Here is a 25194-nt window from a genome sequence, read left to right on the forward strand (position 1 = left end):
AAGATGTCAGGCAATCTTAGATTGGACGCTGCGCTCGCCCAGGGTGCAGCCCGGTTAGAGCGGGTTTCCGCGGAGCCGCGGCGAGATGCGGAGCTGCTCCTTATGGAAGCACTCCAATGCACTCGGGCATTTCTGCTTACGTACCCGGAAGCGGTCCTCACCAGCGACCAGGCGGTAATCTACGAGCGCTGGCTGTGCCGCCGCGCACGACAGGAACCCATCCAGTACATTCTGGGCCGGCAGGATTTTTTCGGACTTACCTTTACAGTTACGCCGGATGTGCTCATTCCACGACCGGAAACCGAGCACCTGGTGGAGGCGCTGCTCAAGCGTTTGCCCCACGACCGCCCTCTGCGCATCGCCGACGTAGGCACCGGCTCGGGGGCCATTGCCGTGGCGCTCGCCGTCCACCTGCCTCGCGCGCAGATTACGGCACTGGACATCTCCCGGGCGGCCTTGGCCGTTGCACAGCAGAATGCCGCGGCCCACTCGGTTGCAGACCAGGTCCGCTTTGTTGTCTCTGACCTGCTGGACGCTGTCGGTGGCGAAACCTACGATGCCGTCGTCTCGAATCCTCCCTATGTGGCGGAAACAGACCGGGAAACGCTCGAAGCACAGGTGCGCGACTACGAGCCGCACCAGGCGCTGTTTGCCGGCCGTTCCGGTCTGGAGATTTACGAACGGCTGGTCCCCCAGGCGCGCGGGCGGTTAGTTCCCGACGGATGGCTGGCGCTGGAGATTGGATATGGGCAACAGAACGCACTGCTGCGTCTGCTTTCCGGTTGGAAACAGGTGGCCTTTCTTCCGGACCTGCAGGGTATTCCGCGGGTCGCCTGCGCCCAGCGATAGGCATACACTAAAACCATGACCACAGCAGCACTTGCCACTGAATCGCTTACGCACCAACAGAAACTCGACCGTCTTGCCGAAGTCGCCATCCGTGTCGGCCTGGGCCTGGAGCGCGGACAGGAACTTGTAATGACGGCATCGCTCGACGCTCTTCCGCTGGTGCGGCGTATCACCGAACATGCTTACCGCGCGGGGGCTTCCTTGGTCACGACGCTTTTCAGCGATGATGAAGCTACATTGATGCGTTACCGTTTCGCTCCGGATGAGAGCTTTGACCGTGCTCCGGGGTGGCTCTATGACGGGATGGGCGCGGCCTTCAAAAGCGGTGCGGCGCGGCTGGCCGTGGCCGGGACCAATCCATCGCTGCTCTCCAATGAAGATCCGGACAAAGTCGGACGCGCCAATCGTGCTGTTTCCCAGGCCTATCGTCCTGCTCTGGAACTGATTACGCGGCACGAGATTAACTGGACGATCGTCGCCAGCGCCACGCCTGCCTGGGCCGCAGCCGTCTTTCCCGAGGACACGCCGGAGATTGCTCTTGAAAAGCTATGGGACGCCATCTTCCGCGCCTCACGGGTCGATGTGGCCGATCCCGTCGCAGCCTGGAAGCAGCACGACGCTACCCTGCACAAGCGCGCTGATTTCCTGAACCACAAGCGCTACTCTGCCCTGCAATACCGCGGCCCGGGTACGGACTTCCGCCTGGGGCTGGCCGATGACCACCTGTGGCTCGGTGGTGGAACCACTGCGGGGAATGGTCTTTATTGCATTCCGAATATGCCGACCGAGGAGGTCTTTACCACTCCGCATAAGGACCGCGCCGACGGCGTGGTGACCGCCACCAAGCCGCTCTCTCACCAGGGGACAATGATCGAGGGCATCCAGGTACGCTTTGAAAAAGGCCGGATCGTCGAGGCCCGCGCGACCAAAGGGCAGGAAGTCCTGCAAAAACTGATCGACACGGACGAAGGAGCGCGCCGCCTGGGAGAAGTGGCGCTGGTGCCGCACTCCTCACCGATTGCATCGAGCGGACTGCTCTTTTTCAATACTCTGTTTGACGAGAATGCTGCCTGCCATATCGCACTGGGACAGGCTTACAGCTCATGCCTGCGCGACGGTGACAATCTCTCTCCGGAACAGTTGGCCGCACGCGGCGCAAACAGCAGTCTGATTCATGTGGACTGGATGATTGGCTCCGACAAGCTCGATATTGACGGCATCACCGCCTCAGGAGTGGCAGAGCCGCTGATGCGTCAGGGAGAGTGGGTATAAGGGCCGCATCTTCTGATACACTGGAAAAAGCTTGCAGAACAAAGCCAGTCCGCCCGGACTGGCCTGCATCTTCGGGGAGTGGCTCAGCCTGGTAGAGCACCTGGTTCGGGACCAGGGGGTCGGAGGTTCAAATCCTCTCTCCCCGACCATTCTTTTCCACGATAACCTTCATCGATCAAGTAGTCTTTTGTGCTGGATTTCCCCTGAGGCGGTATGTCCGGAGTGTTATCTTGCCTGCGGCGTCAATCAGAAGCCGAAGATCGATCGCGAATCCTCCCATTTTTGGAAGATTGAATACAAAAAGGTGTCGTTTCCACCGAAGCTATCAACTAAAGAACTACATATATAGATAACTTTTCATATGGCAAGGTAATTGCAAAGTAAATAGCTATATTTCAATTTCCCCCACGGCTTCGAAATCGTTTATTCCGCTCGTCTTCTGGAGGAACTGCCTATGTTACGCCGCCTATTTACGACGGTCTTGTTTTTGAGCGTAGCCTGTGTGTCCTTTTGGGCAAAGGCACAAACAACAGCCACACTCACGGGGGTGGTTACTGATCCCACTGGGGCGGTAATCCCAAACGTGACGGTTGAGATTACAAATCCCGCGACTGGGATCAGCTTTAAAGCTGTTACCAACTCTGCCGGATCCTATCGCATTGCCAATATTCCTCCAGGTCCCGGCTATCAATTGGTCTTTACCAGTCAGGGCTTTTCCCCTTATCGGGTGGACAACGTTTATGTGAACGTAGCCAGCACTGGGACGCAGAATGCTCAACTGACTCCGGGACAGCAGGTTGAGATTACTGTCAATGCCGGGGAGGGCGCGACTCTCAACACAGAAGATGCCTCCATTGGCAATAACGTGCAGGTTTCCAAGTTGAATGAATTGCCCGTCCAGAACCGACTCTCTCCTACCGCGTTGTTAACGCTGGAACCAGGCATCACTCTTACGGGCGCGACGACTGGTGCACGCGTAGACCAGAACAACATCACAGTGGACGGACTGGATGTGAATGACTTTGGCACCGGGAATTTCGGGTCCATTGTGGCAAATGCTCCCGTGGATTCTGTGCAGGAATTTCGTGGCACCGTAGGGGGTTACACCGCTAATAGCGGGCCCAGCGGAGGGGGACAATTTCAGCTTGTCACGAAAAGCGGCAGTAATCAGTGGCACGGGCAGGCAAACCTCTACCATCGTGACAATTCAACGACCGCGAATGACTGGTTTAACGACCTGGCCGGTCTGCGTGCTCCGAAACTGGTACAAAACCAGTTTGGTGGCTCACTGGGCGGACCCATCAAGCACGACAAAGCATTTTTCTTTTTCGACTATTACAACTCGCGCATCGCGCGTGCTGCTGCAACGCTGCGCACAGTGCCTCTGGCCTCCTATCTTGCAGGAAATGTCTCTTACATTAACAACAATCCTGGGTGCACTTACAGTAGTCGGCAAAATACAACGCCGAACTGTATCAGCTCGTTGACCCCTGCGCAGGTACAGGCACTCGATCCGGCCGGGATCGGAGAAAGTCCGGCGCTGTTCAGCCTCTTGAAGTCCCGGTATCCCGCGGTCAATGATCCAACTGCCGGAGATGGCATCAACACAGGTGGCTATCGATTCAATGCTCCGGAACCCCAATACATTACCTCTTACGTAGGCAAGATCAATTACAACTTGACCAGCCGGATCAACCTCTGGGGCCGAGGTACGGTCTCCCGGGAAAACCAGGTCAATTCCGTAGCGCAATTCCCAGGTCTTCCACCAGCTGCACAATTTGTGGACCGCAGCTATGCTTACGTCGTAGGCATGGATTGGCAGATTTCTCCGAATAAAGTCAATCAGTTCACATACGGTGCGACGGTGCAGGACTGGAGTTTCCCACGTCCGCAGAACCCCCTGGGGATTAATCAGATAGGTTTTTCCAGTGGAGTGACCACTCTTTTGGACAGTCCTTACTCCAGTCCTTCTAATTCACAGAGCCGTCATATTCCGATTCCTCAGATTCAGGACAATTTGAGCTGGAACCTGGGACGGCACTCGCTCTCGATTGGCGGCACTTACAAATGGATTACGGAAACCAGCAACACGGTCCTCGACTACAACTCTTACACAATTGGTTTAGGCGGTGAAGTGCAGGGCCTGGATGCTTCCATGCGTCCTGCGAATCTGCTGCGGCCTAGTTCTACGGCGCAGGTGACCTATGACAGTGCCTTTACCGCAGCTCTGGGCAGAGTCGGATCTGTGGCTACAACTGTGAACTATGATGCGGCGGGCAATCCGCTGCCGCAAGGGACCGGTGCAAGACAAAATTACAAGTATTACCAGACGCTGGTATACGTAAGTGATAGCTGGAAAATCACCCCGCACTTTACCCTGACCTATGGGCTGAATTATCAGTATTTCTCTGTGCCCTATGAAACAAACGGACTTGAAACCGTGCAGACCATGGGTTTTGACAAATACATGAGCGCACGTGTGGCGCAGAGCGCTGCCGGCATCAGCGGCCCCGGGTGTCATTCCCTTCATCACCTATGTACTCGGAGGCCCCAAGAATCACGGCCCCGCTTTGTACAACCGCGACCCCAAAAACTTTGGTCCGCGGGTGGCCTTTGCCTGGAACCCGAAATTTGACGAAAAGAGCGTCTTTAGCGGCGGTTTCGGGATTGTGTACGATCGTACCATCGTCAGTGCCGTGCAGTACCAGCAGGTCCAGTACTCCTATCTGTTTCAGCAGAACTTTACCCAAAACTATGGCAATGGGACGGACCCGAGGAACTCTGTAAGGACCGACCCGCGTTATGACGCACCACCGGCTGCTCCTGTTCCGGCAACGCCCAGGCCGCCTTTCCAGCCGTATGTCGATGCAACCGGGACCCCATATGGGTTGCAGAATGGAGGTGCTTTCAATGAAACGGTCGATCCTAACCTGAAGACCCCTTACTCCATGACCCTTAGCTTCAACTTCCAGCATCAGTTTCCGGGTTCTACGCTGATGCGAATTGGCTATGCCGGTCGTCTTGGTCGACGGCTTCTGGCGCAGGCAGATGCGAACCAGTTGGTAGAGTTTCCAGACAAGGCCTCTGGTCAGTTGATGTCTCAGGCCATGGGAAATGTTACGAAGGAGCTTCGCGCCGGTGCCGATCCCACGAACCTTCCTGCAGAGCCATGGTTTGAAAACCAATTTGCACCGGGTGCTGGTGTGGCCAACGGTTATCCCAATAACACGTCGTACATCGCCAGTGCGTTGCAGTCGCTCATGTTTAAAGGAGATTTTGCCGACACAATCCAGGCGCTCTCCGGAGGGCTGGGCTACAACGTTGGTATGGGTGCACAGTTCTCTGAGAACACCTTTTACACCAACAAAGGGTTTTCCACTTATCACGGTCTGCTGGTCAGCGTGCAGAAAAATCTGACCCGCGGCCTGCAGTTTGATGCCAACTATACCTGGTCGCATTCCATAGATAACGTGTCCGTGATCGCGAACAGTCCTGCGCTTGGCGGCTACGGTTTTGTATGCGACGTACTGCGGCCTCGCGCTTGCCGTGGAAACTCTGATTTTGATACGACACATTATCTCAACGGAGATTTCACCTACTCGCTGCCCTTCGGACGCGGGCGGGCCTTCGGAGGCAACATCCCCTGGGCGCTGAACGAGCTGATTGGTGGATGGGACCTGAGCGGCCTTGCTTACTGGCATAGCGGTACTGCTTACTCCACGGTTTCCAGTGCCTTCGTGGCTGGTTATGCCAACAATGCGCCTGCCATCTTTAATGGAGATGTCGGTGCCCTGCGGCATAAGATCCACAAGACATCCGGTGGACAGCTCTTTCTCTATGCGGACCCGCAGGCGGCAGTCAACGCCTTCCAGGGCCCGATTGGGTTTGAGATTGGAAGCCGCAACTCCCTTCGCGGACCTCAGTATTTCGACCTGGATTCCGGACTGGCCAAGACCTTTGCGCTCTGGCCAGACCGCGGATTGAACCTCAAGTTCAGGGCGGATGCATTCAACGTTCTCAACCATCCAAACTTCAGTTCGCCAGGCACAAATACCAATTACGATGACATTACACAGGCGAGCAATTTTGGCCAGTTGACGTCCATGAATGGAAGCCCTCGCGTCATGCAGCTGTCGGTGCGGGTGGAGTTCTGAGACATAAAATGCAGCCATCCCCATAAGCTGGGGAAGGTGGATTGGCAAAGCAGCCGTGGTCCGGGCCTGCCTCTTGTTTGAGGGGCGGGCCTATTTCTTTGGTGAAACTTGGGAAATGGAAGAGGAGATTGACAGTGCTGGTGCGGGGATGGTACTTTTCGAATGCTTGCGCAATCGTTTGCGCAGGCGGCGCCTATTTTTGTCGTACGCGCGCACCATCACGGGAGCAGAACTACAGGCGCGACGACGGTAGGTGGCTTAAAAGAAAGCAGCTTTCAAGGAGAGTCCGATGCAAAAGAGTCCTTTCCGTTATTTCCCTGCGCAAAACACAGCCAAGAGATCTGCCTGGGCCGCGTTGCTGCTGTTTGCGCTCGCATGGTTTTCACCAGCGGTGATGCAGGCGCAGTTCCGCGGATCGTTGCGTGGTGTCGTCACAGATCCGCAGGGCGCTGTGATTCCAGGTGCTACGGTCACGCTCGCGAACAAAGACACTGGCCAGAACCAGACGGCCACCACCGACAATAACGGATTTTATATTTTCAACGGCCTGGCGCCGGCGAATTACAGCCTAACCGTAGATGCCACCGGGTTTAAGCAGAAGGTGCTCGAGCATGTACAGCTCATTCCGGAACAATTGAACTCGCTGAATGTTCAGCTTGAGGTGGGCGGAGCGGCGCAGACGGTCACTGTCAGCGGGACAACTCAGGCCCTGGATTATGAAACGGCGACAGTGAGCGCCACGGTGAACAGCAATCAGATCCAACACTTGCCGTCGTTCAACCGCGACATCTTTCAGCTTGCACAATTGACGCCGGGGGTCTTCGGCGACGGTTCGCAGGCCGGCGGGGGAGGGACGTTCAATCTGCCGGGCAACCAGGGACCAGGGGGCAGCGGCAACGGGCAGGCAGGCATTTTTGCAACAGAAAACGGTCCGCAAATCCAGACGCGAGGCGGACAGTATGAAACCAATGGCATTTCGGTAGACGGAATCAGCACGGTCAGCGCGGTGTGGGGTGGGACTTCCGTCATTACGCCGAGTGAAGACTCGGTTGACAGCATGAAGGTCGTCTCCAATAGTTATGACGCGGAAAACGGGCGCTTCAGCGGCGCACAGATTGAAATCACGTCGAAGAGCGGCACCAATGACCTGCATGGGAGCGCGTTCTTCAAGATGTCGCGGCCGGGCCTGAATGCTTATCAGAGGTGGAATGGCGTCAGTTCCAATATTCCGGGCACGGCGGCCGAGCGCGGTGTGAACCGAGACAATGACCGGTTCAACAATTATGGCGGCAGCCTGGGCGGTCCAATCTGGAAGGACAGGATCTTTGCCTTCTTCAACTGGGAGAGCAGTCCATTGTCGGCAACCAACACGGCGCAGGGCTGGTATGAGACTTCACAGTTTGACAAACTGACTGGGATTGCTCCGATCGCGTCGAAGTACCTGCAGTATCCGGGTGAGGCCGTGTCGGCGACCGGAATCTTGCAGCGTACGTGCGCGTCCATCGGCCTGCAGGAGGGTGTGAACTGCGCCACTACCTCGCAGGGTCTTGACGTGGGTTCTCCGCTGAAGAATGGGGTGGGGATGCAGGACCTGAGCTATGGCGGCAACTCAAACATGCCCGGCGTTGGCAGTGGTCTGGATGGTGTTGCGGACCTGGCGTACTTCAACTCGATCAATCCTTCCAACACCTCGCAGAACCAGTACAACGGGCGTCTGGATGCGAATGTCACCCAAAAGGACCATGTGGCGTTTGCGATTTACTGGGTCCCGGTCAATTCAACCTTTTACAACGGGCCGGTGCGCTCTGCCAACCTATGGCACCATTCGCAGGTGAACGATGCATTTTCGCTGATCTGGAACCATACATTTTCGCCTACGTTGCTGAACCAGGCGCGCGCCAATGCCGCTGGATGGCGATGGAACGAGGTTGCGACAAATCCGCAGGAACCGTTTGGTTTGCCGCAGGACAACATTGACAATATTGGGAGCATTGGAAACCAGGGCGGCTTCCAGTTTTTTGGCGCTCCGGGACCGTCCAACTTCAACCAATGGACCTACAGCTACAGCGATGTGCTGACCAAGGTGATTGGCGGACACAGCATCAAGATGGGCGGGGAGCTGACGCGGCTCTATTATCTGAACAATCCGGTCTATGCGGCGCGGCCCAGCTTCAATTTCCATAACCTGTGGGACTTTGCCAATGATGCACCATATTTTGAAAGCGGACAGTTCGATTCCAAAACCGGCGTTCCTTTCGGCAACCGGCAGGACAACCGCGAAAACCTGTGGGGCTTTTTTGTGCAGGATGATTACAAGGTCCGGCCGAACCTGACCATCAACCTGGGTCTGCGCTGGTCTTATTTCGGAGCGTTCTATTCCAAGGAGAACAATCTGGGAATTCTCCGTTTTGGCAGCGGCGCCGATCCTCTGGACGGGCTGAATATCAAGATTGGAGGAGGGATTTACACGCCGCAAAAGAACAACTGGGGGCCACAGGTTGGCTTTGCCTGGCAGCCCAAGCAAGGCAATGGGAACATCGTGGTCCGTGGCGGCTTTGGTATCAACTATAACCAGAATGAAATTGCCATTACGGCCAACGGCAATGGCAATCCGCCATTCGTGGTGCAGGCGAACTATAGCTGCAACTATCCTTATACGAACAACCCTTCGTGCTCAGGCACGGGGATTGTGTATCAGACCGCGAGCGACATCCATTCCTTGTTTGGCTACGCGCCGAACCCGAATGCGATTACGAATTTTGGTCCTGATAATCTGCCGCTTCCTGGGGCCTCACCGATTTTTGTTACCGGGTTCCTGTCCAATCCGAAGACCATCGCGAATTATCACTATTCTCTGGACACGCAGTACCAATTGCCTTTCAATCTAGTGGCATCGCTGGGATATCAGGGGAGCCAGACACGCCACCTGCTGGTGCAGAACAACTGGAACGCCATTGCCGCGGCCCGGGGCCTGGCGCTGAACCCGAAGGTCAACTTTCTGGACTTTTACCAGAACACGGGGACCGGAAACTACAACGCGATGATTGCGACGCTCAACCACACCTTTGCCCACAACTTCCAGGCGGAGGTGATGTATACATGGGCGAAAGCGATGGATGAAAACTCCGGGCCTTATTCGGAGGACTTCTATCCTTACGACACCCATGCGGCGTATGGACGGTCGGACTACAACGTGGCCAATGCTGTGAAGATCTTCGGTCTGTGGCAGCCAGTCTTTTTCCACGGCAGCCATAGCTGGCTGGAGAAGGTGGCCGGCGGGTGGTCGCTGAGCGGCATCTGGAACTGGCACACAGGGTTTCCGTGGAACCCAGTCTATAACGCAACCGGAAGTCTGTATTATCCGGGAAGCGGTTATGGACAACTGCGGCCCGCGGCCAGATTGGGTGGATATGGAAGCAGCACCAGCAACAAAGTCTTCCAGCAGGCCACGAACCCCAATTTTGGCGGAGATGGAACCAAGTACTTCCCTGGTCCGACGTATGTTGCTGCTACGGGGTCCTCGTTCCTGGATACGGTGCCCGCGCCGCTGCCGGGGATCCAGAGAAACAGCTTGAACGGACCAAATTACAACGACGTGGATGCCAGTCTGAGCAAGGCCTTTGGTCTGCCAAATATGCCGATTCTGGGCGAAAACGCCAGGTTTGAAGTCCGCGCCGACGCATACAACCTGTTCAACAAAACAAACATTAACCCATCTTCGATTGACACCAATCTGGGATCGGTGAATCCGGATGGCTCCGTTTCACCCAATGCTGATTTCGGTGTGGCCGGTTCAGCTTTGGGCAGCCGGACGGTGCAGATCCAGGCACGGTTCAGCTTCTGATGAGCCTCCTTTCGTAGGGTGCGTCGCAAAGGCGCGCCCTTATTTTTCTTTCACCAGGCATCTGTGGGACGTACTTGCCTTTGTGTGCACAGGAGAGATCAGTTTGAGATTTTGGCGTTTATCCGTGGCTGTTCTGGCCCTGGAAGCTTTGCTTCTGCCAACGCACTGCATTTTCGCCCAGGAGCGAGTGGAGATCCATGCACAGGACCAAACCACGCCGTTGCCTCATTTCTGGGAAACCATGTTCGGCTCAGGGCGGGCGAACCTTACGCTGCGCGAGAGCTACCGCGAAGACCTGCGCGCGGTCAAAAAGATTACCGGTTTTCAATATGTGCGTTTTCACGCGATCCTGCATGATGAAAACGGCGTCTATAACGAGGACGAGCACGGGGACCCGGTCTACAACTTCCAGTATGTAGACCAGATCTATGACGGGCTGCTGAAGAACGGAGTGCGTCCGGTGGTGGAGATCAGCTTTATGCCGAAGAAGCTGGCGGCCAATCCGGACGCGCTGCACCCCTTCTGGTACAAGCAGAACGTTTCACCGCCAAAGAGCATGGAGCGGTGGGACGATTTGATCCGGCACTTTGCACAGCATCTGGTGGAGCGCTACGGCATCGCGGAAGTTTCGCAGTGGTACTTCGAGGTGTGGAATGAGCCGAACATTGATTTTTGGGGCGGGGTGCCACGCCAACGTTCGTATTTTGAGCTGTATGCGCACACGGCGCGCGCGCTCAAGGAGGTGAGTCCGCGCCTGCGTGTGGGCGGCCCAGCGACGGCGGCGGCAGCCTGGGTGCCGGATTTTCTGAAGTTCGCCTCAGAAAACCATGTGCCGGTCGATTTTGTCTCCACGCATGGATACGCAGATGATACGGTCGAGGACCTGTTTGGAACACACGAACAGGTCCCCATGGATGACCGCGTATGTCGGGCTGTGGCCAAGGTGAAGAGGGAGATCAAAGCATCGGCCATGCCGGGACTTCCGCTGCTGTGGACGGAGTGGAATGTGCCGGGCGAGATGGAGGCGCGCGACACAATCTATGTGGGACCCGCCCTGGCCAACACGATTCGCGAATGCGCAGGCGAAGGTGTGGAGGCGATGTCGTTCTGGACATTTTCCGACGTATTTGAGGAAAACGGACCGATTCCTGCTCCACTGACGGGACAATTTGGTCTGCGGGCCGAGGGCGGCATCAACAAGCCAAGCTTTTATGCTTTTGCGCTGCTGCATCAGCTCGGGGACCGACTGCTGCCGAATCCGGCCAAGGACGTGCTGGTGACGAAGACCGCGGAGGGTGGCTTGGCCGTGGCGGCATGGAACCTGGTGGACCCAGGAGAGCAGGGCGCAGCGAGGCAGATGACGCTGGTCTTTGACGGTGTGCGCCCGGATGCTCCGGTCACCATCCAGCGGGTCGATGAGGACCACGGCAATGTGCTGAAAGCGTATGCGGCGATGGGAAGGCCGGTGTATCTGACTACAGCGCAGGTGGAGGAATTAAACCGCGAAACCGCCCTGGGGCCCCCGGAAGAGCGTAGGCTGGACCATGGCAGACTGACGCTGGATTTGGGGCCGAATGCACTGGTGCTGATGAAGATTGCAAGATGAAGAACGTGAGCGTGTCCGTATGAAAGACCTTTTTCGTTTTGGCTCTTTTGCTTTGTTGTTGTGTTCCGTAGTTTCTGCCTTTGCTGACCGGAACGATTCGCAGCAGGTTTTCTTTGAGAACAGCCTTTCGCCGGATGCTTATTTCTACAGCGAGGGCCGGGTCTCGGCCCGAGCACATTACGGCTGGTGGACGGCAAACTGCCGGTCGAAACACAGGAGTTCATCAGCGGGCCCAACGCCCTGGAGCTGCAATGGCAATCGATGCCGAACGGCGGGTGGGACGCCGAGATCAAACTCTATGTTTGGCGTAATCGCACGGTGGACTTCACTGGTGACAGTCTCTTCCTGTGGCTGTATGCCAAGGATGGCATCCGCGCTCAAGACCTTCCCCGGATCGCACTGGTAGACCTGGACAACAATTTTACGGCGCAGCTCTCTTTGGGCGGGTTTACTCACGATCTTGCGGCTGGCAAGTGGACGCGGGTGCGTATCCCGATGGCGAAGTTCAAAAGCGCATCCATGCGCCCTTTTCATCCCGAGCGGACAAGCACTCTTGTGCTGGCCCAGGGCGAGGGGGACGCCACACCGCACACTTTGGACATAGATGACATCCGTATCGAAAACGCAACGCCGGAGGGCGGGCCTGCTCCAGCGGCGCCGCGGCTGGTGGAAGCCAGGGGGTGGGAGCGGCATGTAGACCTTCGGTGGGAGGCCGAGGACGGGCCCACGGTGGCGCAGTATGTGATCTACCGATCGCTTCGCGGCGGACCGTTCCGGCCGATCGGGGTGCAGCGGAACGGGGTCCACCGGTATGCGGACTACCTGGGTGATCCTCATGCCACGGCATCGTATCGGGTCTCGGCGCGGACGTCGTCACTGCGAGAGTCGGCGCTGTCGAATGTTCTTACGGCCTCCACGCATCCGATGACCGACGAGGAGCTGCTGACGATGGTGCAGGAGGCCTCGTTCCGCTACTACTGGGAGGCCAATGAGCCGCATTCGGGCATGGCGCGGGAAAACACTCCGGGCGACGATGACATCATTGCGCTTGGGGCAAGCGGCTTCGGCGTGATGGCGATGATCGTGGGCGCGGAGCGCGGGTTTGCTCCGCGGGAGCAGATTGTGGACCGGCTCCTACAGATCACGGACTTTCTCGCCCGTGCTGACCGCTTTCATGGCGCATGGCCGCATTTCCTCAGCGGACGGACCGGCCATGCGGTGGGAGTGTTTGACATCTTCGATGACGGCGCGGACCTGGTGGAGACTTCTTTCCTGATGCAAGGGCTGCTGGCTGCGCGGCAGTACTTCGGTGCTGCGAATGCGAAGGAGCAGCGGCTGCGGGAAAACATCACCAGGCTGTGGCAAGGCATTGAGTGGGACTGGTTCCGGGCCACGCCAAAGAGAGATGCCCTCTACTGGCACTGGTCGCCGGACTATGCCTTCCATATTGCCAACCGCCTGGAAGGCTGGAACGAGGTCATGATTACCTACATGCTGGCCATTGCTTCGCCCACGCATCCGGTACCGCCCAGCCTGTACTACACAGGCTATACAGCAGAGGGCACCGACCATGTGTACGGAGAAAAGCACACATACTTTGGTATCCAGTTGGACATGAACTATGTACCTGGATCGCCGGGGCCGCTCTTCTTCACCCAGTACTCCTATATGGGATACGATCCGCGCGGATGGCGGGACAAGTATGCAGACTATTTTGTCAACAACCGCAATGAGGCGCTGGTGAGCCAGGCATACAGCATCGCCAATCCACTGCATTGGAAAGGATACGGCGCGGACTGCTGGGGATTGACGGCCGTGGATGGGCCGGAAGGCTACCGCGAATACAAGCCATTTACAGAAGATGATGGCACGATTGCTCCCACTGGCGCAGTCAGCTCCTATGCGTATACACCACAGCAGTCATTGCTGGCCATCCGGCACTTCTACCGCGACCTGGGTGCGCAGCTATGGGACATCTATGGTTTCCGCGACGCCTTCAATCAACAGCAGGACTGGTATTCAGGCATTACGATGGGACTGAACCAGGCCCCGATGACAGTGATGATTGAGAACGGACGCACGGGCCTGGTGTGGCGAAATTTCATGGCCAATCCGGAGATCAGGAAAATGCAGCAGGCAATTGGGCTCAAGCGCGAGGGAACAGAAGCCGGCTCCGCTCCGTAGGAGAAGTAGATGACCACCAACCATGCGAACGCTGTTGCAAGACCGCGCCTGAAGGAGCTGGCCCGCCATCTGGGTCTTTCTGAGGCCACGGTTTCGCGTGTGCTGAATGGGGCGGCGAAGGAGCATCGCATTTCCAAAGAGACGCAGGAGCGGGTGAAGAAGGCGGCGGCGCAGTTCAACTACACGGCCAACACACTGGCCCGGGGCCTGCGCAGCAGGCAGAGCAGGACGATCGGCATCATGGTGCCGGAGATCAGCGAAGGATATTCGACCGCCGTGTTGGGCGGCGTAGAGGATGTGCTGCTCAATTCCGGATATTTCTATTTTGTCGTAAGCCACCGTCACCGCGCGGAACTCCTGCGGGAGTATCCGTCTCTGCTGCTGGCGCGGGCGGTCGAAGGAATGATTGCAGTGGACTCGGCACTGGAAGAGGACCTCCCGATTCCTGTGGTGGCCGTGGCCGGACATCACCGGCGGCCGTCGGTGGTGAACATTGAACTGGACCATCTGCTGGCGGCGCGCTATGCACTGGAGCATTTGCAGCGGCTGGGGCACAAAAAAATCGCCTTCATCAAAGGACAGCGCTCCAGTTCAGACACTCTGGTACGCTGGCGGGCCATTACAAAAGTGGCCGCAGAGACAGGCATTGAGATCAACGAGCACCTGGTGGCGCAACTGGAAAGTGACGTCCCCGGATCGGAGCCGGGAAAAGCGGCAACGGTGCGTCTGCTTGAACGGGGAGAGCCTTTCACGGCCATCTTTGCTTTCAATGACCTCACAGCGATCGGCGCCATTAGTGTGCTGCGCGAAATGGGGGTCCGCGTGCCGGAGCATGTTTCCGTGGTGGGGTTCGATGATATTCCGGGCGCGGCGACGAACATGCCGCCGCTGACCACGGTACGGCAGCCCATGCAGGAGATGGGGCGTGTGGCCGCCACTACGCTGCTGCGGATGATCCAGGGAGGCAGGCAGGAGTGGCCGAAAAGCCCGATCCGAATCCTGCCTGCATTTGTGGAGCGGCAGTCTACTGCACCTGCCGTTGCCAGCAAACCGAAAGCTTAAAGAAAAAGGAGCCTCTCTTGTTGCCTTCATTGTTTCGTACTGTGGTTCTGGGGCTGGGTGCAGCGCTGGTCTCCGGCGCGGCAGCGCAGAGCGTGCAGCCATCCAACCAGCAGCTCGCTTCGCCGGAAGTTGAGCGGAAAGTGGATGCGCTGCTGAAGCAGATGACCCTTGAGGAGAAGCTGGGGCAACTGGTGCAATACAACGATGCCGGGCATATTGCAGCGACAGCAGCACAACTGGCCATCAATCCTGAGGCGAAGGAACAGGTGGACGCGATGCAGCTGGCCGCCGAGGGCAGGCTCGGGTCCATGCTGAACACGGTCGGCGCGGAGCATACCAACGCATTCCAGCGCGCGGCCGTCGAGAAGAGCCGCCTGCATATTCCGCTGCTCTTTGGCGCTGACATCATCCATGGCTTTCGCACCATCTATCCGGAGCCGCTGGGACTGGCAGCAACCTTTGACCCGGAGCTGGTGAGAGAGTTGTCGCGCATGTCGGCCGAAGAGGCCACGACGGCAGGCATCCGCTGGTTTTATTCGCCCATGGTAGACATCTCACGGGATGCGCGATGGGGCCGCACGGCAGAGGGTGCTGGCGAGGACCCCTATCTGGGCGCAGCGATGGCCCGCGCCTACGTGCAGGGCTACCAGCAGGACGATTTGTCCAAACCGGACAGCGTGGCTGCTTGCGTGAAACACTTTGCTGCGTATGGCGCAGTGGAGGCGGGACGCGAGTACAACGCGACGGACATGTCGGACATCCGGCTGCGGCAAGTGTATCTACCGCCCTATCAGGCGGCCGTGGAGGCCGGGGCCGCGACCATCATGAGCGCTTTCAATGCGCTGAATGGCGTGCCGGCAACGGCAAATCCATACCTCCTGCAGCAGATTCTGCGCAAAGAATGGGGATTCAACGGCTTTGTCGTCAGCGACTACACCGCCGTCATGGAATTACAGAACCATGGCATTGCGCTCACCCCGGCGGAGGCGGCCCGCAAGGCGATTCTGGCCGGAGTAGATGTGGACATGATGTCCCACTACTATGACACGCAGCTGCCGGAGCTGGTCCGCACCGGGCAGGTCCCCATGAGTGTAGTGGATGAAGCAGTGAGGCGCGTGCTGCGCGTCAAGTTTGCTCTAGGCCTGTTTGAGCACCCTTATGCGCGGGGGACGGAGGTGACCTCTGCTGTGCCCGAACATCGCGCCCTGGTGCGGCGCGCGGCGGAAGAATCGTTTGTCCTGCTTAAAAACGAGCAGGACACGCTGCCTCTTGCAAAGAAGGCCCTGAAGATTGCACTGATTGGTCCGCTGGGCGACGATCCGCTCCAGATGCTGGGCGCGTGGTCAGGCGGCCCGGAACTGCGCGAAGTGGTCACCGTGCGCGCGGCGCTGGAAGCGCGTGCAAAACAATATGGTGGCAGCCTCACCGTCGTGAAGGGGACAGAGATCCAGGGCACCTCCAATGCGGGGTTTGCCCAGTCCGTGCAGGCGGCCCGGCAGGCCGACGTGGTGGTGATGGCGCTGGGAGAATCAGGGACGATGAGCGGCGAGGCCGGTTCCCGCGCTTTTCTGGGCCTGCCCGGAAACCAGGAGTCGCTGCTGGAGGCCGTGGCGCAGACGGGGCGTCCGGTGGTGCTGCTGGTCTTTTCGGGGCGGCCGCTGGAGCTGAGACAGGCAGCGCGTCATGCGGCCGCGGTCCTCGAAGTGTGGTTTCCCGGAACAGAGGCGGGCAATGCCATTGCCGATGTTCTCTATGGAGATGTGTCGCCCAGCGGCAAGCTGCCCATGAGCTTTCCGTGGACGGTGGGCCAGGAGCCGCTGTACTACAACCAGTTTCCGACAGGGCGGCCGCCTGCCCCGGGCATGGACCTGACGCAGCCTCCGGGACCGGACTCTCGCTTTGTTTCGCGCTACATCGATGCTCCGAATGCCGCGCTCTTTCCCTTTGGATTTGGCCTGAGCTATACCCGGTTTTCTTATAGCAAGGTCACGCTTTCCCGCAGGGCGGTGCCGCTCAGTGAGGCCACACGCGAGGACGCAAAAAAGCTGATTACTGCAACTGTTACGGTTACAAATACAGGAGACCGCGAAGCCACAGAAGTGGTCCAGTGCTATGTGCGCAACCTGGGAGCGAGTGTGGAACAGCCAGTACGCAGCCTGGAAGGCTTCCGACGGGTGACGTTGAAGCCCGGAGAAGCAAAGGTGGTTTCGTTTGATCTGGGCTTTCCCGAGCTTGCGTTCTACAACAAGGACAGCAGGAAGGTCATCGAACCGACGCACTACACGGTCTGGATCGGAGGGAGCTCGCTGGCCAATCAGGAAGCCAGCTTTGACATTACATCGGATGCGGGGGCCGGACACACTCCTGGCCGCTGAGTGACCAGAGGCCGAGCGGCCGCGGGCTTTTGGCCGGCGGCCTCCTCCGGCGCATCTTGTTTGCGGATAAATCTCTTCCTGCGAACAGGCAGGAAGGCAATCAGGCCGCTTCCTCGCCCTTGACGGTCACTTTAATGTGGGCCGTAACTTCACGATGCAGCCGGACCGGGATGAGGAACTCACCCACGGACTTGAGCGGTTCGTCGAGCTGGACCTTGCGGCGATCAATATTGAAGCCCTTGGCTTCCAGCGCCTGCGCGATGTCTGCCGATGTGACCGAGCCAAAAAGGTGATCATGCTCACCCACCTTGCGCTCGAAGACCAGAGCAACCTCATTGAGTTGAGCAAGAAGCTGTTCGGCCTCTGCCTTTTCCCGTGCGGAGCGGCGCACGGCGGCGGCCTTCATCTGCTCGATGACGGCCTTGTTGGCGGGCGTCGCTTCCAGGGCGAGCTTTTTAGGCAAAAGGTAGTTGCGGCCATAGCCGTCGGCCACCTTCACCACGTCACCGCGGTGGCCCAGGTTGTGAATGTCTTCTTTTAAAATGACTTCCATTGCAAAATCTCCAAAGAACGCTGGCAGCGCCGGACCGGCGCGCTGATGGGCTGACAACCTGCGCAGCAGGCGCTGGCCCGCAAAATACCTAGTACTTTACGGCAAAGGGCAACAGCGCAATGTTGCGCGCCTGTTTGATGGCCCGCGTCAGGCGGCGCTGATGCGTAGTGCAGACGCCGGTCAGGCGGCGGGGGACGATCTTACCGCGCTCGGCCACAAACTGCTTCAGCAGATTGACATCGCGGTATGAGATGGCGTCAATTTTTTCGGTGCAGAACTTGCACACCTTTTTCCGGCGGAAGAACTTCCGCGCACCTGGTGCTGCTGCGGCACCGGCTGCCGGGGCGGCGGCGGCGGCGCGCGGCGCTGCAGTTGCCGTTACATTCTGTGTGGTTTCGTCAGACATAATTCCTACCTTTTCTCCTGTGTCCCTGCCATAGGGCGGGGCACACTGTTCCTGATGGTGCTTTACGCGCTGGCCTGGGCTGCTTCTGCCGCCGGAGCTTCAGCGGCTTCCGGAGCAGGGGCCGGCTCGGCGCTGAGCTTCCTGCGCTGGGCGCGGATGGCCTTGATCTTGTCCAGGCGCTTCTGTTCTTCGTCCATACGCACGGTGATGAACTTGATCACCTGTTCAGAGACGCGGAGACGGCGCTCCAGCTCGTGCACCAGCTCTCCATCGGCATCAATGGTCATCAGAACATAATTGCCTTCGCTGAATTTGCGTACCAGATAGGCCAGCTTGCGCCGTCCGAGTTTTTCCGTCGAACGGACGGTCCCGCCGCCATTGGTCACCGTGGCTTCAAAGCCGGAAACCAGCTTGTCCAGCTCTTCGTCCTGCACATCGGGCCGGACGATATACATCACTTCATAAAAGCGTTGCATCGTTTCTCTCTTCTCTGCCGCCGCGTCTGCGGTTGCAACCGCGGAGCTCACAAATTTTCATTCCGCCTGGCTGTTTGGCTCCCGGCGGTTTAACTCGTTCATCGCAGCCGTAATGCCTTGCGACACAATCATCTCCACTGCTCTGGCCGCCTTATCGAGCACCGGATCCAGCTCGGCCAGATCTGCCTTCCGCATGGGCGTCAGCAGATAATCCTTTCCCCGGCGACCGTCCGTCTCACCCGGTCTGGGCCCGACGCCGATCCGGACCCGCGCCCATTCCTGTGTTCGCAGGGCGCCGTTGATGGACTTTGCGCCGTTGTGGCCGCCATCGCTGCCGCCAGTCCGCACGCGAATCGTTCCCAGAGGCAGCGCCAGCTCGTCATAGACCACAACCAGATCTTTCGCCGGGTCCACCTCCAGCTCGCGTACCAGCTCCTCTACGGAAATCCCGCTGAGGTTCATATAGGTCTCCGGCTTGGCCAGGACCACTTCGCGTCCCCCCAGCCGGATGGTTGCTGTTACCGCCCGGCACCGACGATTGATCACCTGCACGCCGAAGTTGTCTGCGATGCGATCAATCGCCAAAAACCCGGCGTTGTGCGGCGTGAACTGATACTCAATTCCGGGATTACCCAGACCGACGACCAGAAACACGCCTGATTCCACCTGCAATTACTTCTTCGCCTCGCCCTCGGTCGATTCCTGCTTGCCCTTCTTGGCCACTTCAGGCTCAACGGGAGTGGCCGCAGCCCCCGCTTCCGCAGTCGCCGGCACCTCTTCCTTCACAGAGACGATATGGGCCACGGTGGCGTTTTCGTCGGTGAGGAACTTCAGCTTGCCGGCGTGAGGCAGGTCAGAGACGCGCAGCACGTCGCCAAAAGCAAGGTTAGTAATGTCTACATCAATATGGCTCGGGATGTCTCCCGGAAGGCACTCGACTTCCACTTCGCGCAGCACCTGGTCCAGAATGCCGCCCTGGGTCTTGACGCCGACCGGCACGCCTACAAGTTGGATCGGCACTTCCACACGGATGGCCTTGTCCATCGCAATGCGCTTGAAGTCAATGTGGAGCAGGGAGCCTTTCACCGGCTCATACTGCCAGTCCACAATCATGGCCTTGGCCTTCTTGGCGCCAATTTCCAGGTCGAAGATCGAGTTGTGGCCGGCCTCGGAGTGCAAAATGCGAAGGATCTGCTTAGGGTCGACTTCCACGGCCACAGAAGGCTCCTGCGCGCCATACACCACAGCAGGGATCTTTCCTTTGGCGCGCACGCGGCGGGCCGCATTCTTGTTGAACCTGCCCTCGCGGGGGGTTGCTGTAACGACTTCCTGTGTAATCATGCTTTCCTTTCCCTTCGGGCACGGAGAAAAAAGTTCCTTTTCTCGTCGCTCCCTTTGGACTGCCCGGGCAGCCCGGTTTCAAATGTTTCGCCCTTAAGGCCGCGGCCCTGGCCCACGGCCCTGCGAAATCAGAATCTGTTTCCGCGGGCACATACAAGCGGCAGCCATACTAGCTGAACAACGTACTCACGCTCGTTTCCATGTGGATGTTCTCAATCGCTGCGCCTAACAGGCCGGCCACTGAGAGCACCCGGATCTTGGACACCTTTTTTGCCTCTTCACTCAAAGGAATGGAGTCGGTGACCACCACTTCCTCAAGTCTGGAATTGGCAATGCGCTCCACGGCCTGCCCGGAGAGCACGGCGTGTGAAGCCCCGGCATAGACCCTGGTGGCGCCCTTTTCCAGCAGCGCGTCCACGGTTTTCACCAGAGTGCCGGCAGTGTCAATAATGTCGTCAATGATCAGACACGTCCTTCCCTGAACATCTCCGATCACGTGCATCACTTCCGTCACATTGATGTCCGTCCGGCGCTTGTCCACAATCGCCAGAGGGACCCCCATTTTGGTTGCGAAGTGGCGCGCACGTTCTACGCCTCCCGCATCGGGTGAAACCACGGTCAGGTCTGGCAGGTCCAGTTCCTTAAAATGACTCACCATCACCGGACTGGCGAACACATGGTCCACCGGAATATTGAAAAAACCCTGGATCTGCGCTGCATGCAGGTCCATGAACAAAGCGCGGTTGGCCCCCGCCGTCGTCAGCAGGTCCGCCACCAGCTTGGACGAAATGGCCACCCGCGGACGGTCCTTCCGGTCCTGCCGGGCATAGCCATAATAGGGGACCACCACGGTAATTCTGCCGGCCGAAGCGCGCTTCAGCGCGTCAATCATAATCAGCAGCTCGACCAGGTGCTGGTCCACCGGATAGCACGTCGGCTGGACCACAAACACATCCGCGCCGCGCACATTTTCAAGCAGCTGGAAGTAGACCTCTCCATCGGAGAAGCGCTGCATTCTGGTTTCTCCCAGCGTCACCCCGATGTGCTTGCATATGTCCAGGGCAAGCTGGTGGTTGGCCGAACCGGAAAAGATCTTAAACCGGCGGCCTTCATGAAACCCGCGTGGCCGTTTGCGCTCTGCCGTTGGCTTTCCTCGTCCGTCCGAGGGTTCTTTTCCTGCAGCGGACGCAATGTCTTCTACCGGTGCTTCGTTCTTCACAAGAACCTCCCAAGCTGGTTTGCGTTGGTTGTCCTCATGCTGGCCATCTGCAAAAACCGGCCAGCGGCTTCTCAATCGGTTGTCCTGCTGCCCCATGATCGTTGGCCCTGAGGCAGCAGAAGCCAAAACTGGCTGGGCGACTAGGATTCGAACCTAGACAAAGTGCTCCAAAGGCACTTGACCTACCATTAGTCGATCGCCCAGTAACAAAACTTTTTACCGCCACAGCACTCGACCTACGGGCACCCATTCTGGCCAGCATTGGGCCGGAATGGGCAGGAAAGGCACTTGACCTACCATGAGTCGATCGCCCAGTAACAAAACTTTTTACAGCCACAGCACTCGACCTACGGGTCTCAGCGCGTTTCCACCATGGTCTGCCAATACTCCCGGCGAGACAACGTCTTCGTCCGCAAACAGGCCGTACCTTGTCCGGCCAGGGCCTCTTCCGCCTTTCGAGCTGCCTCCTCCGTCTGATAGAGGCCGAAAACAGCCGAGCCTGAGCCAGAGAGTGCTGCATACACAGCCCCTGGTTCCAGAATGCGCTTGATTTCTCCGAGAAAGGGATACTGACGGAAGACGACCTTTTCAAAATCGTTTTCAATCCCGGTCCGGACAAGCGCGAGAAGAGGATCCTCGGGCCGGCCTTCTTCTGTGAAGAAGGCACCGGAAAGGCCCGCGCTCAAGACGCGGCCTAACTCTTTGAGTCTATCGAAGTTGGCCTCTGCGGTCAATTGCTTCCCTTCTGTAAGGTCCCACTCCTGAAAAGCCAGCGGGGTGGAGACCCCGATGGAAGGCAGGGCCACGACGCAATGGATCGGTTCCAGATCGGGCATCGGATAGACCTCCTCGCCCCGGCCCAGGCCAAGAACGGTGCCTCCAATCAGGAAGAGCGGGACATCGGAGCCAACGGCGGCGGCGATTTCCAGGCGCTCGGCACCGGAAAACTGGCGCCGCAGCTCCCGTTCCAGGCCTATCAGGGCCGCTACCGCATTGGCTGACCCTGCCCCGAGGCCTCCCTGCACCGGAAGCCCTTTCTCAATATGCACGCTGACCTCGGCGGAAAATTCGGGGAGCAGCCGCTTCATTGCCTGGTCGAGCATCTTCCAGACCGTGTTGCGCGAGTCTGTAGGAACACGGGCATCATTGGATGTGAGGAGGACCCTGTTCTGCTCGGAGGGGTTTGCCTCTACTGTGACGACATCATGGGCTTCCAGGGTCTGGTAAAGGGTCACCAGTTCATGAAAGCCATCCGGACGCGGAGGTCCAATGGCCAGCCCCAGGTTGATCTTGGAAAATGAGCGGACACTCGTAGCCATGCAGATAAGGATTGTAAAGGCTAGGCCCTGTCACTCATAGCGGAGCGCCTCAATGGGATCAAGGTTCGCCGCTTTCCATGCCGGATAAATGCCGAAGACCAGCCCGATGAGACATGAGACGGTAAAGCCCACCATGGCCCAGAGGCTGGACATGCTGGCCGGCAGGGCGCTCACCAGAAAACGTATCAGCAGGGTCATGATGCCGCCGGCAAAGATGCCAATCACACCTCCGATGGCACACAGCGTGACTGCCTCAATGGTGAACTGGAGCAGAATGTTCCGTTTCGTTGCGCCAATCGCCTTGCGCACGCCAATTTCGCGCGTCCGCTCGGTGACCGAGACCAGCATGATGTTCATGACGCCAACCCCACCGACCATGAGTCCCACGCTGGAAACGGCAACCATGAAGATGGCAAGGCCGCCAGTGAGCTGGTTCCATAGGCGCGTGAGCGAATCGGGTGCAAAGATCTCAAAATCATCCGGCTGCTCCACCCGCACTTTGCGGCGGCGGCGCAGCAGCTCGCGGATCTCATCTTCTACCAGCGTGCGGTTGCGCTGATCGTCAAATTTCACGCTTACCCAGACCCCGCCATTGACGGCGTCTTCTGGATGCAGCTTCATAAAGGTGCCAATCGGAAAGAAGGCCGCATTGTCCTCCTGGTTGCGTCCGCCGCCGAAGACCTGCTTCTGCTTGTTGAAGACGCCGATGACCGTAAAGACGCTGCCCTCGATTTCCACTTCCTTTCCCAGGGCGCTGGCATTGCCAAAGAGGGTTTCGGCCGTGTCATAACCCAGGATCGTGACATTGGCGCGGCGGTCGGCCTCTTCCTGCGTCCAGACGCGGCCTTCCTTAAAGCTGAGATCGGCCACATCGGCAATGGCCGTGCTGTCCCCTTGCAGCATGACGCCCTGGGCCTTTTTGTTGCCGTACTTTACGCCAATGATGCCGGCCTGGAAGATGGGGTTGACGTGGCGCACGCCGCCATCGGCCGCCACTACATGAGGGAGCTGGCTGATGGCGGCAACATCATCAAAGGTGAGTCGTTTTCGCGCCAGCATTTCGGCCGTGGGACGCACACCAATGACCGGCATATGAAAGACCCACAGGACATTTGTTCCCAGAGAATTGACCCACTGCTGCACATTGTTGTTCAGGCCGTTGATGACGGACGAGATCGTGATCACCGTGGTGACGCCGATGACAATTCCGAGAATCGTCAGCCCGGACCGCAGCTTGTTGGCGCGCAGGGTCTCCAGGGCCATGCGCACGGCTTCACGCGAATCTGTGATTCTCATAGCTCCGACCTCAGCGCCACGATGGGGTCCAGCATTGCTGCCTTGCGCGCCGGATACACCCCGAAGAAGATACCAACGCCGCCTGAGACAAACAGCGCCAGCAGTACGGACCAGACCTGAATGTCGGAAGGGAAGCCGATGGCCAGCGTCACCATTTTGGCCACGCCTGCACCGCACAGCACCCCAATGGCCCCGCCAATCAGCGACATGGTGGCCGACTCAATCAGGAATTGCAGCAGAATGTCGGTATAGCGTGCGCCCAGCGCCTTGCGCACGCCAATTTCGCGTGTCCGCTCGGTCACGCTCACCAGCATGATGTTCATAATGACGATGCCGCCGACGACCAGGGAGATAGAAGCAATGCCAATCACGACAAAGAAAAACGTCTGGCTGATGCTGGTCCACAGGCCCACGAAGGTTGCGTTGGTGTCCAGGGAAAAGCTGTCCTCGGCCCCCGGCGCGTCGTGCCGCCGGGAACGCAGGATGGCGCGGGCCTCGTCAGAAGCGCGGTCAAGCGCAGCGCCCACTGACCCGGCCTTCACATAAATGATGATGCTCTTGTTGGTGCCATATTTGCGCTGGTACGTGGTAATGGGCACGGCGACATAATTGTCCTGGCTGACGCCCAGGGTCTTTCCTTGCCGTTCCCCGACGCCAATCACCGTGTACGGTTCGCCGTCCACGCGGATCTCTTTGCCCAGCGGATCGGTGTCTGGCATCAGGTTGTCTACAATGTCATATCCAATAATGGCGGTATGGGTCGCATATTGCTCGTCGGTTGGAGTGAAGCTGCGGCCCAGCACCACATTCAGATTGGAAAGCGCCGGCATGTTCCAGCTCCAACCGCGGATGTTTGTGTCTGTACTGGAATGCGATCCGTAGACGACCTTGCCTGTGGTGCTTTGCAGCGCCCCCACATCCACACAGGATTTGCAGAGGTCGCGGATGGCCTGGTAGTCCTCAAGATGAATGTCCTTGCGCTTTTGGTATTTCTCGTATTCTTCGTAGCTAAAGATGACGGAAGGCTGCTTGCTCAGCGTAAAAACGTCGGCCCCATAGCTGTATACCTTGGTGGCGACATACTTGTTCACGCCATTCGTCAGCGTAATGACGGCAATGACGGACGCTACTCCAATCACCACACCAATGAGGGTAAGAATGGAGCGCAGCTTGTTCGCCCACAGCGATTGGAGCGCAATCTTAATGGCCTCAATGAATTCCACAACGAGGGTCCTGGT

The 25194-nt window shown here is 58.2% G+C and carries 18 protein-coding genes and 2 tRNA genes; 10 read left to right on the forward strand and 10 right to left on the reverse strand.

Features of this window, described 5'->3' with window-relative positions; genetic code table 11:
• Window positions 1-3: 3 nt before the first annotated feature.
• From prmC to bglX, 10 genes are all read left to right on the forward strand, one after another.
• Entirely contained in the window at window positions 4-849 is an 846-nt protein-coding gene (gene prmC / locus N655_RS0107285) for a peptide chain release factor N(5)-glutamine methyltransferase (protein ID WP_026442450.1), read from the forward strand.
• Window positions 850-864: 15 nt separating this feature from the next.
• The gene (locus N655_RS0107290) at window positions 865-2121 is read left to right on the forward strand and encodes an aminopeptidase (RefSeq protein ID WP_026442451.1); all 1257 of its coding nucleotides are present in this window, start codon (window positions 865-867) and stop codon (window positions 2119-2121) included.
• Window positions 2122-2193: 72 nt separating this feature from the next.
• Window positions 2194-2270, forward strand: a tRNA-Pro gene (locus tag N655_RS0107295).
• Window positions 2271-2575: 305 nt separating this feature from the next.
• Window positions 2576-4756 (forward strand): TonB-dependent receptor, encoded by a 2181-nt coding sequence (locus N655_RS0107300; RefSeq protein WP_081823624.1) that lies wholly within the window; start codon window positions 2576-2578, stop codon window positions 4754-4756.
• A complete protein-coding gene (locus tag N655_RS0107305) occupies window positions 4692-6275 on the forward strand; it encodes an outer membrane beta-barrel protein (RefSeq protein ID WP_026442453.1) in 1584 nt (527 codons plus the stop codon). The genes N655_RS0107300 and N655_RS0107305 overlap by 65 nt, the downstream gene beginning before the upstream one ends.
• Before the next feature lie 289 nt (window positions 6276-6564).
• On the forward strand, window positions 6565-10119 hold the full coding sequence (locus tag N655_RS17830; protein WP_049961314.1) for an outer membrane beta-barrel protein: 3555 nt from the start codon (window positions 6565-6567) through the stop codon (window positions 10117-10119).
• Between the two features lie 124 nt (window positions 10120-10243).
• Entirely contained in the window at window positions 10244-11725 is a 1482-nt protein-coding gene (locus N655_RS0107315; protein WP_049961315.1) for a GH39 family glycosyl hydrolase, read from the forward strand.
• A gap of 186 nt (window positions 11726-11911) precedes the next feature.
• Window positions 11912-13909: a glucoamylase family protein gene (locus tag N655_RS17835; protein ID WP_049961316.1), complete on the forward strand. Its 1998-nt coding sequence runs from the start codon at window positions 11912-11914 to the stop codon at window positions 13907-13909.
• Window positions 13910-13918: 9 nt separating this feature from the next.
• Window positions 13919-14971, forward strand: a complete 1053-nt coding sequence (locus N655_RS0107325) for a LacI family DNA-binding transcriptional regulator (protein WP_026442455.1) — start codon at window positions 13919-13921, stop codon at window positions 14969-14971.
• A gap of 20 nt (window positions 14972-14991) precedes the next feature.
• Window positions 14992-17346 (forward strand): beta-glucosidase BglX, encoded by a 2355-nt coding sequence (gene bglX / locus N655_RS17840; protein ID WP_081823798.1) that lies wholly within the window; start codon window positions 14992-14994, stop codon window positions 17344-17346.
• A gap of 100 nt (window positions 17347-17446) precedes the next feature.
• Here the strand turns inward: bglX and rplI are convergent, their stop codons facing one another.
• The 10 genes from rplI to N655_RS0107380 all read right to left on the reverse strand — a co-directional run bounded on the left by rplI (window position 17447) and on the right by N655_RS0107380 (window position 25179).
• Window positions 17447-17899, reverse strand: a complete 453-nt coding sequence (gene rplI, locus N655_RS0107335; protein WP_026442456.1) for a 50S ribosomal protein L9 — start codon at window positions 17897-17899, stop codon at window positions 17447-17449.
• 88 nt (window positions 17900-17987) lie between these two features.
• On the reverse strand, window positions 17988-18305 hold the full coding sequence (rpsR, locus tag N655_RS21025; RefSeq protein ID WP_026442457.1) for a 30S ribosomal protein S18: 318 nt from the start codon (window positions 18303-18305) through the stop codon (window positions 17988-17990).
• 62 nt (window positions 18306-18367) lie between these two features.
• Window positions 18368-18781 (reverse strand): 30S ribosomal protein S6, encoded by a 414-nt coding sequence (rpsF, locus tag N655_RS0107345; protein ID WP_026442458.1) that lies wholly within the window; start codon window positions 18779-18781, stop codon window positions 18368-18370.
• A 57-nt stretch (window positions 18782-18838) separates the two neighbouring features.
• Complete coding sequence (gene pth, locus N655_RS0107350) at window positions 18839-19447, reverse strand: aminoacyl-tRNA hydrolase (protein WP_349509506.1); 609 nt, start codon at window positions 19445-19447, stop codon at window positions 18839-18841.
• 6 nt (window positions 19448-19453) lie between these two features.
• Entirely contained in the window at window positions 19454-20122 is a 669-nt protein-coding gene (locus N655_RS0107355) for a 50S ribosomal protein L25 (protein WP_026442460.1), read from the reverse strand.
• 169 nt (window positions 20123-20291) lie between these two features.
• A complete protein-coding gene (locus tag N655_RS0107360; RefSeq protein ID WP_202900363.1) occupies window positions 20292-21314 on the reverse strand; it encodes a ribose-phosphate diphosphokinase in 1023 nt (340 codons plus the stop codon).
• Window positions 21315-21470: 156 nt separating this feature from the next.
• A tRNA-Gln gene (locus N655_RS0107365) sits at window positions 21471-21544 on the reverse strand.
• A gap of 153 nt (window positions 21545-21697) precedes the next feature.
• Complete coding sequence (ispE, locus tag N655_RS0107370) at window positions 21698-22660, reverse strand: 4-(cytidine 5'-diphospho)-2-C-methyl-D-erythritol kinase (RefSeq protein ID WP_026442462.1); 963 nt, start codon at window positions 22658-22660, stop codon at window positions 21698-21700.
• A gap of 30 nt (window positions 22661-22690) precedes the next feature.
• The gene (locus N655_RS0107375; RefSeq protein WP_026442463.1) at window positions 22691-23956 is read right to left on the reverse strand and encodes an ABC transporter permease; all 1266 of its coding nucleotides are present in this window, start codon (window positions 23954-23956) and stop codon (window positions 22691-22693) included.
• Window positions 23953-25179, reverse strand: coding sequence for an ABC transporter permease (locus tag N655_RS0107380; protein ID WP_026442464.1), 1227 nt, complete (start codon window positions 25177-25179; stop codon window positions 23953-23955). Before N655_RS0107380 ends, N655_RS0107375 begins: the two co-directional genes overlap by 4 nt.
• Between the last annotated feature and the right edge of the window lie 15 nt (window positions 25180-25194).

This window comes from Pseudacidobacterium ailaaui (assembly GCF_000688455.1).
Lineage (GTDB): Bacteria > Acidobacteriota > Terriglobia > Terriglobales > Acidobacteriaceae > Pseudacidobacterium > Pseudacidobacterium ailaaui.

Excerpts from the sequence above, each read along its gene's own strand:
- rplI (WP_026442456.1), bottom strand. The coding sequence starts at position 17,899 with ATGGAAGTCATTTTAAAAGAAGACATTCACAACCTGGGCCACCGCGGT.
- N655_RS0107355 (WP_026442460.1), bottom strand. The coding sequence starts at position 20,122 with ATGATTACACAGGAAGTCGTTACAGCAACCCCCCGCGAGGGCAGGTTC.
- N655_RS0107290 (WP_026442451.1), top strand. The coding sequence starts at position 865 with ATGACCACAGCAGCACTTGCCACTGAATCGCTTACGCACCAACAGAAA.
- rpsF (WP_026442458.1), bottom strand. The coding sequence starts at position 18,781 with ATGCAACGCTTTTATGAAGTGATGTATATCGTCCGGCCCGATGTGCAG.
- prmC (WP_026442450.1), top strand. The coding sequence starts at position 4 with ATGTCAGGCAATCTTAGATTGGACGCTGCGCTCGCCCAGGGTGCAGCC.
- N655_RS17830 (WP_049961314.1), top strand. The coding sequence starts at position 6,565 with ATGCAAAAGAGTCCTTTCCGTTATTTCCCTGCGCAAAACACAGCCAAG.
- N655_RS0107325 (WP_026442455.1), top strand. The coding sequence starts at position 13,919 with ATGACCACCAACCATGCGAACGCTGTTGCAAGACCGCGCCTGAAGGAG.
- rpsR (WP_026442457.1), bottom strand. The coding sequence starts at position 18,305 with ATGTCTGACGAAACCACACAGAATGTAACGGCAACTGCAGCGCCGCGC.
- ispE (WP_026442462.1), bottom strand. The coding sequence starts at position 22,660 with ATGGCTACGAGTGTCCGCTCATTTTCCAAGATCAACCTGGGGCTGGCC.
- N655_RS0107300 (WP_081823624.1), top strand. The coding sequence starts at position 2,576 with ATGTTACGCCGCCTATTTACGACGGTCTTGTTTTTGAGCGTAGCCTGT.
- N655_RS0107375 (WP_026442463.1), bottom strand. The coding sequence starts at position 23,956 with ATGAGAATCACAGATTCGCGTGAAGCCGTGCGCATGGCCCTGGAGACC.